The organism is Arenibacter algicola (assembly GCF_018860365.1).
Classification (GTDB): Bacteria; Bacteroidota; Bacteroidia; order Flavobacteriales; family Flavobacteriaceae; genus Arenibacter; species Arenibacter algicola_B.
Genome location: NZ_JAHKPO010000013.1, coordinates 161,181 through 175,332 on the forward strand (window position 1 = coordinate 161,181; position 14,152 = coordinate 175,332).

A 14,152-nucleotide genomic window follows, 5' to 3' on the forward strand; every position below is an offset into this window, starting at 1 on the left:
ATATTTTGGATGAAATTTTCATTTTTTAAGAAAAAATCGATCAATACCCTCCACACTGTGGCTTTCTATAATCTAGAAAACCTATTTGATGCCAAAAATGACTTAAACACCTTGGATGATGATTTTACGCCACATGGGTCTAAAAAGTGGACACCAAAGCGCTATCAAAATAAGTTGTCAAGACTGGCCAAAACTATAAGCCAAATTGGGCGTGAAGCTACTGGGTTTCCCCCTGTCCTGGTTGGGGTAGCAGAGGTTGAAAATGGAAAGGTAGTTCAGGATTTGTTGTCCACAGATCCTTTAAATGGGTACAACTATGATTATGTTCATTATGATTCCCCGGATGAGAGGGGAATAGATAACGCCTTGCTTTACAATAGGGATAACTTTGAAGTAATTAGATCGGAAGCTATTCCATTAATAATACATAATGATAACGGCCAGCGTGATACCACAAGGGATATTTTATATATAAATGGAGTTCTAAATGGAGAAGAGGTCCATATTTTTGTAAACCATTGGCCTTCCAGAAGGAGTGGGGAGGTGGAGACCGATTATAAGCGTATTGCTGCAGCGAAAACCATTATTGGTTTTATGGAGGACTTGGAGCAAAGTATTGAAAATCCCAATTATATTGTAATGGGCGATTTTAATGATGGTCCTTCATCTGCCAGTCTCCAGACCTTGATGAGTAGGGATAGTTTGCATAATCCTATGGAGAGATTAAAATCCCCGGATAGGGGAAGTGCCAACTATAAGAGGTCTTGGAGTCTTTTTGATCAAATTATCGTGTCCCATAATTTTTTTAATTACGAACGGGGCACCCACAGTTTTGCCGAGGCCAATATTTTTGATGAAGCCTTTCTCACGGAATATAAAGGAAAGTACAAAGGTAACCCACATAGAACCTATGTGGGAAGGAGATATATGGGAGGTTTTAGTGATCATTTTCCAGTTTACGTACAATTTAAGTTCAATATTTAATTTATTCTTTCCTTAAAGAGAACCGTTCATAACGTTTTTTTGACTGTTCACAACAAAGTCATGCGTTTCATCGAATAAAAAGGTGCGTTAATCGATAATATTTGCCTGTTATAGTATATTTGTAGTCCAAATCTTACTATAAACTTTATCATGGCTTACGCAAACCACTTTTTGTTAAAGATTAGCAAGTGTTTACTTCCAGTAGCTTTTTGTCTTGCTACTTTTAACTCGTTTGCACAAACCGAGAAACAAATCCATATCATTAAGGATAAGTACCGTAGCTCAAAATTAGGCGTGTTTACCAATGACCTTAAAAAGAATTTTGACAAGGAGAACAATAACTTGTTACAGACTGCTAAGACCAAGGGCTGGAAATTAACAGAAAGATTGGCAGACGGAAATTTTAGCGAACTTACTGCTATTGGCGATGATGGAACCCCTCTTTATTACAGTACTTTCAGTACAGAATTAAATAGTGCTACCAGGGCCAATGTTTTGCATGATAATGGATTGTTGGATTTAGGTATTAACGGAGAGAACATGTTGGTAGGCATATGGGACGGGGGAGCTGTCTTAACAAACCACAAAGAATTTGGCAGTAGGGTACAGACTTTGGATGAGAGTGAAATTGTAGATTCGCATGCCACCAGGGTCGCCGGTATTTTGGTTGCGCAAGGATTGGATAAAAAGTCAAAAGGAGTGGCCTACAAGGCAAAGGCCGTTTCCAACGACTGGAGAAGGGATAAAATTGAAGTTGCGGAAATGGCGGCTGATGGTTTGTTATTGTCCAACCATTCCTACGGTATTATGTCCGACCGTGTGCCGGATTGGTATTTTGGATCTTATATCCAAGTTTCCAGGGATTGGGACAAAATTATGTATAACGCTCCCTATTATTTAATGGTTACCGCTGCAGGGAACTCCCAAAAAAGTAAAGATAATGAGGCTCCTATTTTTGGATCGGCTTCCAATGGTTATGATTTGATGTTGGGATTTGCAACCTCTAAAAACGGCGTTACCGTTGCTGCGGCAGATATTGAGACCAATGATCAAGGGCAATTGTTAAAAGCATCAGTAACTACTTATTCCAGTTTCGGACCTGTTGATGATGGTCGTATTAAGCCGGACATTGCGGCTTATGGCACCAATATTTATACTACTGGTATTACAAATGACACCAAGTATGAGACTGCTAATGGAACATCGGTAGCTGCACCGGGTGTAACCGGATCTATGTTGTTGATCCAGGAATATCACGAACAAATGGAAGGTAGTTTTATGAGGGCGGCCACTTTAAAAGGATTGGTACTGCATACTGCGGACGATGTTGATGCTCCTGGTCCAGACTATAAAATGGGTTGGGGAGTTATTAATTCAAAATCGGCCGTAGAGGCAATAGTAAACAAAGGATTCTCCTCTATGATTTCGGAAGAAACACTTACAGAAGGTGAAACCAAAACCTATAAGGTTGTTGCCAATGGAACAGAACCTTTATCAGCCTCTATTTCTTGGACAGACCCCGCTACAGGAGCAGTAAATTCTGGAACTTTAAATGATATGTCAGCAGCCTTGATCAACGATTTGGATATTCGGATCACCAAGGATGGCAAAACCTTTTTACCTTGGAAACTTAATGCAGCCAAGGCAGATGCTCCAGCAGTTAATGGAGACAATAGAGTAGATCCATTTGAAAAAATAGATATTCAGAATGCCGAGGGGGATTATACTATTACAGTAACCCATAAAAACACTCTTAACCAAGGGCCACAGAATTTTTCAATTATTGTTACTGGGATTGCCCTTACCGACTGTGTACTTGTTACCCCTGAAGATATTGAACTGACCAATTCCAATGAAACTGCGGTAACACTGAACTGGACAGCCAATACAGATGCTCTTTTTCAAATAGAATACAAAGATAAAGGAAGTAACGAATGGAATGTGGAAACAACCTTCGATAACTTTATTAGCTTAAATAATTTAGTTGAGGGAATGGAATATAGTCTAAGGTTGAAGACCTATTGTTCCGAAAATATAAGTTCAGATTATAGTGAAGAATACGAATTTACCTTTAAGGGAACCGAAACCGAACTTTTGGACTATATGGAATATGAAACCTTAACTTTGGAGGTGCAGTTTTCTATTTTCCCCAATCCGGTACAGACTTCAATGACCATTAATGGTGATATTTCCGAAGATGCCATGTATAAAATAGTTTCCCTTAACGGGATCGTGGTAAAATCTGGTAAGGCGGAGCAAAAGCAGATTTATATTGCCGATCTAACTACCGGCCTATACGTGCTAACCTTAGCCGATCTGGAAGGCTCAAAATCTATTAAATTCTACAAGTCCTAGTCTTAAGTTTCAATAGCAAAAGCGCTATATTCTTTTAATTTCACTTTCATCCAATAGTTCATCATTCCGCAAGCGTAAAAATACTTGCGCTGTTGTAATCACATCCAATTCACAGTATTTTACGATCCGATCCAAATCCTTTTCTTCATAGTAAACGGTTTTTACCATACTGCCGTCTATATCCTCTTTTGGAGAGGGAATGCCTAGGATATTGGCCATTAGCTTAAGGGAGGTATAATGCTTGTAGTCCCCAAACTTCCATAGCTCCATAGTGTCCAAATGAGCTATTTCCCATGGCTTTTTGCCAAAAAGGTCCAACTTGTTGGGCAAATCTACCTTGTTGATGATCATGCGCCTGGCGATATAGGGAAAATCGAATTCCTTGCCATTGTGCCCGCACAATAGGTGGTGGGGGCGATTGAAATGGGTATCCAACAAATTCTTAAAATCTTTGAGAATCTTAGGCTCTTCCCCATAAAATGAGGTAACCCTAAAAGTCCGATTGTCTCCTTTGTAATTAAAGTATCCAACGGAAATTGTAACTATCTTTCCAAATTCTGCCCAAATTCCGGCCCGGTCATAGTATTCTTCCGCTGTATATTCGTCTTTTCGTTGGTAGTGCGACTTATGCTCCCAAAGTTCTTTTTTGGTGTCGTCCAGCTTATTAAAATTCTCTTCTTCCGGAACCGTTTCAATGTCCAAAAAGAGTATGTGTTCCAGGTTAATTTTATGTAGCATCCAAAGTTTCTTAAAACCTAAAAGGCTTGATTATTATTTTGATAAAAGAAGGGGGAATAATAAATATACAAACAAATTTAAAACTGTTGTGAAGGGTATTTTATTTATTGGTTGAACTCAATTCTTGTCGTAGGCAGTTAGAAGTAAAGCAATGCACGAACCGACCATACGGTTGGTGAACGACTAAGAATTACCGGTACGGATTGGCGATACTTCCATAAAGAACACAGATATATCGATGTAAGTCAGCAAAGGCTTATAAATATGGCTCTAAGGGAGGATGTACCGACCGAAGAGTCTGTGAATATCAAAAGAGGGTCTGTTGTTTTACAGGGCTTTCATGTTCCAAAAGCCATTTTTTACGATGTAATCCTCCGGCGTATCCAGTTAAGGAACCATCGCTGCCAATGACCCTGTGGCATGGTACTACTATCCATAACGGATTTTGGCCATTTGCCGAAGCTACGGCCCTAATGGCTTTAACATCGCCCAAAGTTTTGGACAGCTCCAGATAAGAAACTGTTTTACCATAGGGTATTTTTTGTAGGGCTAGCCAAACCTTTTTTTGAAAATCTGTTCCTTCGGGGTTGAGCGTTAAGCTAAATTCCTTTCTTGTACCTTCAAAATATTCCCGAAGCTGATAAACGGCATCTTCAAGCAATTCAGGAATAATATCCGATAGTTTTTCCTCACTATCGAACACTGTGATAGAAGTTAATCCGTCTTCATCGCCTTCAATTTTTGCAATACCCAAAGGCGTATTTATATATACGGACTCCATTATTCCTTATTTCTGTTTCCTTGAATAATTCCAAGACGTTTGGCTCTTTCGTTCCAATTTTTACGCGCCAGGTGTTGTAGGTTTTCTACATTATCGCTTTCGTCCATTATTTCAAGGCCCAATAAGGTCTCCAATATGTCTTCCATAGTTACAACCCCGCTAACGGAACCATATTCATCCACAACAAGGGCTATATGCTCCCTTTTGGAAATAAAGGTTTCAAATAACTCAGGAATCGGAGTTTGTCGGTTACTTACCAATATCTCCCTTTTAATACTGGAAAGTGGTGCGCTGCCATTTTTTTTAATTATTTCCTCCAAGATCATGTCTTTCAGGACGAATCCAGTGATATTATCCATTTTTTTACTGAATACGGGAATTCTGGAAAATGGCATATTGGGGTTGGCATTATAGAATTCCTTGATGGTGGTGGATTCCGAGGCAATTTTTACCACCGCCCTTGGGGTCATGATGTCCTTTACCTTAATTTCGTCAAAGTTGAGGAGGTTTCTGATTATGGTGGATTCCGATTCTTGAAATACACCTTCCTCATGGGCAATATCGGTCATGGCGCTAAAATCTTCCCGACTAAATACACTCCCATGAACACCTTTTTTTCCGACCAGTCTTGTAAAAAGCTGCAATAGCCAGAGAATTCCGGTCCAACGAAGGGCCCACACCATTATTTTTAGGGTAGTTGTAGCAGCGTGCGCCAATTGCTTCCAATAGGTAGCACCTATGGTCTTGGGGATTATTTCCGAGGCCACCAAAATTAGAATGGTCATGATGGTAGAAACCAATCCCACCATGGCGGCTTCTGTAAATTCTATACCTAAAATAGATTTTACGGTATTTCCGTATAATTCAGCATAAGCAACTTTTGCCTGCACTCCCACTAGAATTGCCCCAACAGTGTGCGCTATGGTGTTTAAGGTGAGAATGGCAATGAGGGGCTTGTCCACATCTTTTTTTAACGTTTCCAGCTCTAGGGCAAAGGATTTGCCTTCCTTTTTCTTTAAATTGATAAAGGTTTGTGGAACACTCAATAATACCGCTTCCAAAATAGAGCATAGAAAGGATACGAGGATGGATATAAGTGCATAAAATATAAGTAACCCCATATAAATGTATAAAATACTAAAGTACTAATAAATTCAGAAATTCTTAACTCAATCGATTATGGCGTCGTAAAATACCTGCTGTACCGCAGAGCGGATATTGTATTTGTATATATTACTATGTGTTCTGCTGGGATATACACGGTTGGATAAAAATATGTAAACCAATTGGGTTTGTGGATCGGCCCATACAAATGTTCCTGTAAACCCACTGTGTCCAAAACTATCCGGACTGGTACTTGGGGCAGGATAGGAATCCGCTAAGGTAAGTTCATGATTATTCAAATCGGGTTTATCGAATATTAGTCCCCTTCTGTTTTCATTTTCTGGATATTGTACTTTGGTAAATTCCTTCACCGTGGCTTCGGACAAATACCGCTTACCTCCATAACTACCATAATTCATGTACATCTGCATCATTTTTGCCAAATCTGTGGCCGAAGCAAATAGCCCTGCGTTTCCAGACACCCCACCCATAAGGGCTGCGTTTTCGTCGTGGACCCAATCTTTGGTGAGTTCATGTCTAAATAAGGTGTCGATTTCCGTGGGGACTATTTTATTTTGATAATTTTTGGTTTTGGGATTAAATCCCAAAGTATTTGCTCCCAAAGGCGCATAAAAGTTTTGGGTTACATAGGTCTCGTAATCTGTATTAGTCAATCGTGAAATGATTTCGGGATAAAGTAAAAATGTAAGTCCTGAATATTTGTATTTTTTAATGTCCGATACTTTGGAGCTGTTGATTTTACGATATATTTTGTTCTTAAACCTATCCTTGATATAGATATTATCATAGGCTCTAGTGCTGAACCTACGACTAGGTTCGTTTCTTACAAAACGATTTTTTACCGAACCATTCTTCTTTATCACCTCTTGAAGGAAAATTATATAGGGAACCAATCCTGCCTGATGCGCAAAAACTTCCCTTATGGTCAGCTCCTTTTTATCCTTTCTGTTTTTCCATTTAGGCCATAAGGTACTGAAGGGCGCATCCAAATCCAGTTTTCCTTCGTCATGTAATTTCATCAAGGCTGGTAGCGGCCCCATTATTTTGGTTACGGATGCCAGATCATAGATATCTGTTAGGCCTACGGGCTGAACACTGTCATAAGTATGAAATCCGTAGGCTTTATGAAAAATGATCTTGTTGTTTTTGGCCACCAAGACCTGTGCTCCCGGGAAGGCCTCTTCTTTAATGGCAAAGGTCATTATAGAATCTACTTTGGAATGGATAAACAATGAATCCATTCCTACAGCAGACGGATTATCATAGCTAAGTGACTCCGGATTAGTTGTTTGTGCGGTTATTAGCTGTGCATTAAAAAATATACTTAACAGTATAATAATTGGAGCAGAAGTACTTTTTTTCATAGCAGATGAATTACCAACCCACATATTTTGGCGGTGCAATATTATTGAGATTTAAATATACAATTAATTGTCCCCGATGATGGGTTACATGGTCCTGTAACAGATTTAATATTTGTAATTTGGATTTTTCACCGGCAAAGAATTCAACCTTTTCCGAAAGTACATTGGAAGGAATTTTTTTCAAAATAGCGCTGACCCCATCAAATCCGTCAATCAGTAATTTTATGGTTTCCTCTTTTGTTAATTTGGAATTATTACCTCTGTTCTTGTCGCTCAATTGCCTACCAAAATAAGTACTGCTTAACCAATCCATATTACTTTTTATATGCAGTAATTGATCTTGAAAACCTTTTTGTCTTTCAGTAGGCTTAAAATCATATTTCTCTGCAGGCATGGCTTCTGCTATATCCACTAAATAGGTTTTGGAATTTTCCCATTTTTCCAAAAACGTGGGAATCAAAAGGTCTTGGGACTGTAGTGGGTTCATAAAAAGAACGATAAGTATAAAAAGTAAATCTTTCATATGGCAATAACATAAGTTTAGCGCTATAATAACTTTTTGTAAGGCCTTAGGTGATATGTTGTTGATCCAATTTATCCCAATACACGGACTACATCCTTGGCAAAGTAGCTGGCAATGATATTGGCGCCGGCCCTTTTTATGGCGGTCAACTGCTCCATCATCACGGCATCGTGATCCAGCCATCCTTTTTCGGCAGCGGCCTTTACCATGGCATATTCCCCTGAAACCTGATATACGGCTACGGGAACATCCACTTCATTTTTGATCTCCCTTACAATATCCAAATAGCAAAGACCTGGTTTCACCATTACAATATCCGCACCCTCATCGATATCCATTTCGGTTTCCTTAATGGCCTCAAACCTATTGGCATAATCCATTTGATAGGTTTTTTTATCGCCAAAACCGGGGGCTGAATCCAAGGCATCCCTAAAGGGACCATAAAATGCACTGGCATATTTGGCACTATAGCTCATAATTCCTGTGTCTATAAATCCTTCATCTTCCAAGGCTTCCCTAATACTCAATATCCTGCCGTCCATCATATCGCTGGGCGCTACAAAATCGGCCCCTGCTTGGGCATGGCTTACACTCATATTGGCCAAAACCTCCACGGTATCGTCGTTGATGATCTGTCCGTCCTCCACTATACCATCATGGCCGTAGGATGAATAGGGGTCCAATGCCACGTCGGTCATTACCAGCATCTCGGGACAGGCATTTTTAACCGTTTTAATGGCCCTTTGCATTAAACCCTTGGGGTTTACTGCTTCTTTGCCTTTATTGTCCTTTAAATGGTCTGGCACTTTAACAAAGAGAAGTACCGATTTTAACCCCATAGCCCAAAGTTCCTTGACTTCCTTTTCCAATAAGTCCAAGCTATATCTGTAGTAATTGGGCATGGATGCAATTTCTTCCTTGACCCCATTTCCTTCCACAACAAAAAGTGGTACTAAAAAATCATTTGGAGAGATAATGGTTTCTCTGACCAATGACCTTATGGCCTCATTGGTACGGAGTCTTCTATTTCTTTTAAGTGGATACATTGCTAGTTTATTTTAAAATTCAAAGATAGTGGAACAAGTCCTAAATTGTATAATTGGATTAAGTTAATCCTTGTATTATTCTGCCAAGCCCAAATACATCCAAAGTCCGTTTTCCTTTACAAAGTCCGACTTTTCATGAATGACCTCGACCTTGCCGTTTTCAAAAAAATATGCGTTAAAGGTAACGGTACCCCTTTGGTCGTTTATTCCTCCTTTTTCCTTATCCAAAATCTCCAATCTGATCCAGCTTACGGATTTTGCCCAAGCTTCAATAGATTTCTTTTCTTTAATGGGTCTGGTGGAGGAGTGGTGACTATCCATTAAATAGTTACCATTGCCCAAAACAAAGGCCGAATAGCGGGAACGCATCAATTGTTCTGCTGTTGTAACCTGGGATAGGTCCTTATGAGCCCTTTCACAGCATTGGGCGTAGGAATTATTGGATCCACAGGGACAATTCATGGTTATTTGTTAATATGATTTTTTCTTTAGTGATTATGGTTCTATTGCTTTATAAAGACTAATTCGTATCCTCGTTATTGCCTTTTTCCCGATGCTGTGTTATAATCGCTTTAAGTCGCTCCTTACGGGTTTCCTTTTCCTTTTTGAGTTTGTTTTTCTTTCTATTGAGGAGTTTGGTGTGTTTTGCCTTGTTGGCGGTATTTTTTTCTTTGCCTTTTTTACTCATAATCCTATGTTAAGGTTTGCTATACCCATTCCTTGGGTTTGGCAAGAACATGTAATAAACGCTCTTCCTCACTTCCCTTTTCTGGGTGATGGTCATATACCCATTGTACATGGGGAGGTAGGCTCATTAATATACTTTCTATTCGGCCATTGGTCTTTAAGCCGAAGAGAGTACCCTTGTCATGAACCAGGTTAAACTCTACATAACGTCCCCTCCGAATTTCTTGCCAATCCCGCTGTTCTTTAGAGTAGGACAAGTCTTTTCGTTTTTCTACAATGGGGATATAGGCCTCTAAAAAACTATTGCCTACTTCGGTTTCAAAATTGTACCAATCTTCCATGGACATCTCTGTGTTGGCTTTACAGTAATCATAAAACAATCCGCCTATCCCACGGGCTTCGTTCCTATGGGTATTCCAAAAATAATAATCGCACTTTGTCTTGTACGTACTGTAGAATTCTGGATTATGTTTGTCACAGGCATTTTTGCAGATGGTATGAAAGTGTTTGGCATCCTCATCAAACAAATAGTAGGGGGTAAGATCTTGTCCGCCACCAAACCATTGATCTACCAATTTACCTTCCTTGTTGTACATTTCAAAATAGCGCCAATTGGCATGTACTGTAGGAACCATGGGATTCTTTGGGTGGATAACTAGACTAAGACCACAGGCAAAAAAATCGGCATCCTTAACGCCAAAATAATTTTGCATGCTTTGTGGCAAGGCTCCGTGAACGGCAGAAATGTTTACACCGCCTTTTTCAAAAACAGCCCCATTTTCTATGACCCGTGATCGGCCACCGCCCCCTTCCGGTCGCTCCCAAATGTCTTCCCTAAACTTGGCTTCACCATCTACGGCTTCCAATTTGGCAGTAATCCTATCCTGTAGTTGTTGTATGTACGCGTAAAATTTATCTTTCATGTTTATTTTTTTGTTCTTAGACCTACAAGGTTTTGTAAACCTTGCAGGTCCTGTTTTGCGTTCTGTTGGTTGCCTATCCTGCAAGGTCTGCCCGACCTTGTAGGTATTGTTTCTTTTCTTTGCTATCAGCCATTCGCTACTTATGCTTCATGTTTTTAGACCTACAAGGTTTTTGAAACCTTGCAGGTCTTGCCAGTGGCTCCACCTTGCAGGTCCTGTTTTGCGTTCTGTTGGTTACCAATCCTGCAAGATCTTCCTGACCTTGTAGGTTTTGCTCCATTGCCTTGGAACAATCATTTTTTTCAGTTATTATCTCAGACCTACAAATTTTTGGAAACCTTGCAAGTCCTGCCAGCGGCTCAACCTTGCAGATCATTAATCCCAGTTCAATTTGTCAAGACCTAAGCTTCTTTTTTGATTATGCAAATATTCAAAATTCCCTAGATCATCAAAAAGATTTATTGCCTCTTCCTTTGCTATTGGCACTGAATCGGTACTGTTCTGAATGGAAATAGTGGTCTGATAAGACGAATATTGGTATGTTTTATAATCTTTGGTAGTTCCATGACTTTCCGGGTTTGTATTGATATAGATTATCAGGTTCCTTAAATAATTAGTGTCACCTATTTTAATCCTTCTAAAATGTTTTTCAAAGAGACTACCCGTTCTATTGTGCATCTTATTAAATGCTTTGGCATAGGCATTGAAAAGATTTGAAAATGATTGTGTGACCATTTTTTCTTCTTCAATGACCTGGATTGCCATATGGTAATGGTTGTCCATTAGACAATATGCAAGGATAGAAACTTTGTTGGACAAATACTTGTTAATCAACTTTAGAAAGTAGCTTTTGTTTTCGTTGGATTTAAATATTGGGCCACCGTTTATTCCCCGGTTGTAAATATGATAGTAGTGGTCCTTTTCGAGTTTTTCGAGTTTCATTTTTTTTCTTGTTTTAGACCTACAAGGTTTTGTGAACCTTGCAGGTCTTGGTTTTCGTTTTGTTGATAACCTAACCTGCAAGGTCTGCCCGACCTTGTAGGTATTGTTTCTTTTCTTTGGTATCGGCCATTCGTTATTTATGCTTCATGTTTTCAGACCTACAAGGTTTTTGAAACCTTGCAGGTCTTGCCAGCGGCTCAACCTTGCAGGTTTTGGTTTTGGTTCTGTTGGTTACCTATCCTGCAAGGTCTTCCCGACCTTGTAGGTATTGTTTCTTTTCTTTGCTATCAGCCATTCGCTACTTATGCTTCATGTTTTTAGACCTACAAGGTTTTGTGAACCTTGCAGGTCTTGGTTTTCGTTTTGTTGATAACCTAACCTGCAAGGTCTGCCCGACCTTGTAGGTATTGTTTCTTTTCTTTGCTATCAGCCATTCGCTCCTTGTGCTTCATGTTTTTAGACCTACAAGGTTTTTGAAACCTTGTAGGTCTTGCCAGCGGCTCCACCTTGCAGGTCCTGTTTTGCGTTCTGTTAGTTGCCTATCCTGCAAGGTCTTCCTGACCTTGTAGGTATTGTCCCTTTGGTATCGGCCATTTGCTATTTATGCTTCATGTTTTCAGACCTACAAGGTTTTGGAAACCTTGCATGTCTTGGGAGCTACCCATTTTCTTTTTCCAATTTCAGTAGTTCTACCGTCCTTATGGTCGCAGCGGTAACGGATAATGGTAGCACTAGGATTACCCCAATTACCGGAATAAAAAGAAAGAACATAAAGACAATTCCGTTGCCTATGGCAACGCCCTTGTTCTTTCGTACAAAATTTAGACTTTCGGCGTATTTAAAATGTCGCTCCAAAGTATAGTCCATATTTCCAAAACCAGCATAATAGGCCTGTATTAGAAATATTAGCACAGTTGAAACCAATCCAATTACCGGAATTAGACCAATTAATAAAAGAGGGATGGTCAACAAAATTTCCATGATCAAGTTTCTTAGGTTGATACGGATTCCGCGCCATAATTGTTCCCCGAAAGTAGTATCTCTATGTTTTTCTGCCGAGTTTCCCAATAAGTGTGCTTCAATTTTTTCTGAAACTGGGCTCATAAAAGGCGCGGAGAGTGCCATGACAATATGTTTGTACAATATAAAGCCAAACACTATAATTAGAAGACCGCCAAAGATTTCACTGATCAGGTTTACTGTTTGCTTTCCCCAGTCCCAGGTCCACCATTGCGAAAGAAATCCGCCTATATTGTCGGATAGCCCATAAGCAGAGGTAAAAATTATAATGGCTATTACTACACTTATAAATATGGGAATCCAAAAATATCGCCAAAGCCCCAATTGGGAAAGGATTTTAAAGGTGCCAAAATAGGCTTTAATACCGCTCAGTATATGTTGGGTCATACTATTGATTTTGCGTAAGCGATTGTAGTGACATCCTTTTATTTTTATCGATAGGAACGCTTCTAGGGGCGTAATTTTAGTGTTTTAAACCGTGCCCCGATATAATGCTTCCATAAAAATAAAAGATATAACGGAAAGTGCGACCCTTTTTTCCTGAAAGGAAGAAAAAAAGGGATACGCCCTTCTAATTCTGTCGGTACTCCTTTACCGCATCTATAAAGGCCTTGGCGTTGTCCAAGGGAACATTGGGCAAAATACCGTGGCCAAGATTTACTACATATTTATCCTTGCCAAATTCATTGATCATTTGAGTTACCATTTTTTTGATTACTGCCGGAGGAGAAAGCAATCTTGCTGGGTCAAAATTCCCCTGAAGGGTTATATTGCCTCCTGAAAGGTAACGTGCATTACGTGCGGAACAGGTCCAGTCCACTCCAAGGGCAGCGGCTCCTGATTTGGCCATATCGCCCAAGGCGAACCAGCATCCTTTACCAAAAACGATTACGGGAGCCTCGTCCTTAAGGGCATCTATAATCTGTTGTATATATTGGAACGAAAATTCCTGGTAATCTACTGGTGACAACATACCTCCCCAAGAATCGAATACCTGCACGGCATCTACACCGGCATTAACTTTTGCCTTTAGATAGGCAATGGTAGTATCGGTGATTTTTTGCAGTAGCTGATGTGCCGCAACTGGATTGGTAAAACAGAATTCCTTGGCCTTGTCAAAGGTTTTGCTACCCTGGCCTTGTACTACATAGCATAAAATGGTCCAAGGTGAGCCTGCAAAGCCGATTAAGGGGATATCATTGTTCAAAAGTTCCTTTGTCGCTTTTATGGCCTGCATCACATAGTCCAATTCCACGCTTACGTCTGGGACAATAACTTCGTCCACACCTTTCTGGTCCGTAACCGGATTTGGCAAATAAGGGCCGAAATTTGGTTTCATCTGCACTTCAATGTTCATGGCTTGGGGGATTACCAAAATATCGCTGAACAAAATTGCGGCATCCATGCCGTATCGGCGTATGGGCTGTACCGTAATTTCACTGGCCAATTCCGGCGTACGGCAGCGGGTAAAGAAGTCGTACTTATCACGGATTGCCATAAATTCCGGTAGATATCTTCCTGCCTGGCGCATCATCCAAACTGGTGGGCGCTCTACGGTTTCTCCTTTTAATGCTCTTAAGAATAAATCGTTTTTAATGCTCATAATATTTAGGTGTTCTTCTTGCCTACCCATTTTAAACTGCCCCTTGATTATATTCCGTTAA

At 40.0% G+C, this 14,152-nt stretch carries 15 protein-coding genes; 2 read left to right on the plus strand and 13 right to left on the minus strand.

What is annotated here, in order from left to right; all coding sequences use genetic code 11:
• Window positions 1-9 precede the first annotated feature (9 nt).
• Complete coding sequence (locus KO529_RS09385; RefSeq protein ID WP_215947645.1) at window positions 10-984, plus strand: endonuclease/exonuclease/phosphatase family protein; 975 nt, start codon at window positions 10-12, stop codon at window positions 982-984.
• A gap of 150 nt (window positions 985-1,134) precedes the next feature.
• A complete protein-coding gene (locus KO529_RS09390; RefSeq protein ID WP_215947646.1) occupies window positions 1,135-3,339 on the plus strand; it encodes a S8 family serine peptidase in 2,205 nt (734 codons plus the stop codon).
• A 24-nt stretch (window positions 3,340-3,363) separates the two neighbouring features.
• Here KO529_RS09390 and KO529_RS09395 read toward each other — a convergent pair whose 3' ends face one another.
• The 13 genes from KO529_RS09395 to hemE all read right to left on the minus strand — a co-directional run bounded on the left by KO529_RS09395 (window position 3,364) and on the right by hemE (window position 14,091).
• Window positions 3,364-4,077 carry a 3'-5' exonuclease gene (locus tag KO529_RS09395; protein WP_215947647.1) on the minus strand — a complete coding sequence of 238 codons (714 nt, stop codon included), beginning with the start codon at window positions 4,075-4,077 and terminating at the stop codon, window positions 3,364-3,366.
• 307 nt (window positions 4,078-4,384) lie between these two features.
• On the minus strand, window positions 4,385-4,858 hold the full coding sequence (locus KO529_RS09400) for a methylated-DNA--[protein]-cysteine S-methyltransferase (protein ID WP_215947648.1): 474 nt from the start codon (window positions 4,856-4,858) through the stop codon (window positions 4,385-4,387).
• Window positions 4,858-5,979, minus strand: a complete 1,122-nt coding sequence (locus tag KO529_RS09405) for a CNNM domain-containing protein (protein ID WP_215947649.1) — start codon at window positions 5,977-5,979, stop codon at window positions 4,858-4,860. Before KO529_RS09405 ends, KO529_RS09400 begins: the two co-directional genes overlap by 1 nt.
• 48 nt (window positions 5,980-6,027) lie before the next feature.
• Window positions 6,028-7,347: a serine hydrolase domain-containing protein gene (locus KO529_RS09410; protein ID WP_215947650.1), complete on the minus strand. Its 1,320-nt coding sequence runs from the start codon at window positions 7,345-7,347 to the stop codon at window positions 6,028-6,030.
• A 10-nt stretch (window positions 7,348-7,357) separates the two neighbouring features.
• On the minus strand, window positions 7,358-7,870 hold the full coding sequence (locus KO529_RS09415) for a DinB family protein (RefSeq protein ID WP_215947651.1): 513 nt from the start codon (window positions 7,868-7,870) through the stop codon (window positions 7,358-7,360).
• 71 nt (window positions 7,871-7,941) lie between these two features.
• On the minus strand, window positions 7,942-8,916 hold the full coding sequence (hemB, locus tag KO529_RS09420) for a porphobilinogen synthase (protein WP_215947652.1): 975 nt from the start codon (window positions 8,914-8,916) through the stop codon (window positions 7,942-7,944).
• Between the two features lie 75 nt (window positions 8,917-8,991).
• Window positions 8,992-9,378 (minus strand): YchJ family protein, encoded by a 387-nt coding sequence (locus KO529_RS09425; RefSeq protein WP_215947653.1) that lies wholly within the window; start codon window positions 9,376-9,378, stop codon window positions 8,992-8,994.
• Between the two features lie 58 nt (window positions 9,379-9,436).
• Window positions 9,437-9,604: a hypothetical protein gene (locus KO529_RS09430; protein WP_215947654.1), complete on the minus strand. Its 168-nt coding sequence runs from the start codon at window positions 9,602-9,604 to the stop codon at window positions 9,437-9,439.
• A 19-nt stretch (window positions 9,605-9,623) separates the two neighbouring features.
• Window positions 9,624-10,526: an oxygen-dependent coproporphyrinogen oxidase gene (gene hemF, locus KO529_RS09435; RefSeq protein ID WP_215947655.1), complete on the minus strand. Its 903-nt coding sequence runs from the start codon at window positions 10,524-10,526 to the stop codon at window positions 9,624-9,626.
• A gap of 136 nt (window positions 10,527-10,662) precedes the next feature.
• Window positions 10,663-10,902: a hypothetical protein gene (locus tag KO529_RS09440; RefSeq protein ID WP_215947656.1), complete on the minus strand. Its 240-nt coding sequence runs from the start codon at window positions 10,900-10,902 to the stop codon at window positions 10,663-10,665.
• Complete coding sequence (locus KO529_RS09445; protein ID WP_215947657.1) at window positions 10,902-11,468, minus strand: transposase; 567 nt, start codon at window positions 11,466-11,468, stop codon at window positions 10,902-10,904. Before KO529_RS09445 ends, KO529_RS09440 begins: the two co-directional genes overlap by 1 nt.
• A gap of 657 nt (window positions 11,469-12,125) precedes the next feature.
• Window positions 12,126-12,875, minus strand: a complete 750-nt coding sequence (locus tag KO529_RS09450) for an EI24 domain-containing protein (RefSeq protein WP_215947658.1) — start codon at window positions 12,873-12,875, stop codon at window positions 12,126-12,128.
• A gap of 184 nt (window positions 12,876-13,059) precedes the next feature.
• Window positions 13,060-14,091 carry a uroporphyrinogen decarboxylase gene (gene hemE / locus KO529_RS09455; protein ID WP_215947659.1) on the minus strand — a complete coding sequence of 344 codons (1,032 nt, stop codon included), beginning with the start codon at window positions 14,089-14,091 and terminating at the stop codon, window positions 13,060-13,062.
• Window positions 14,092-14,152 lie beyond the last annotated feature (61 nt).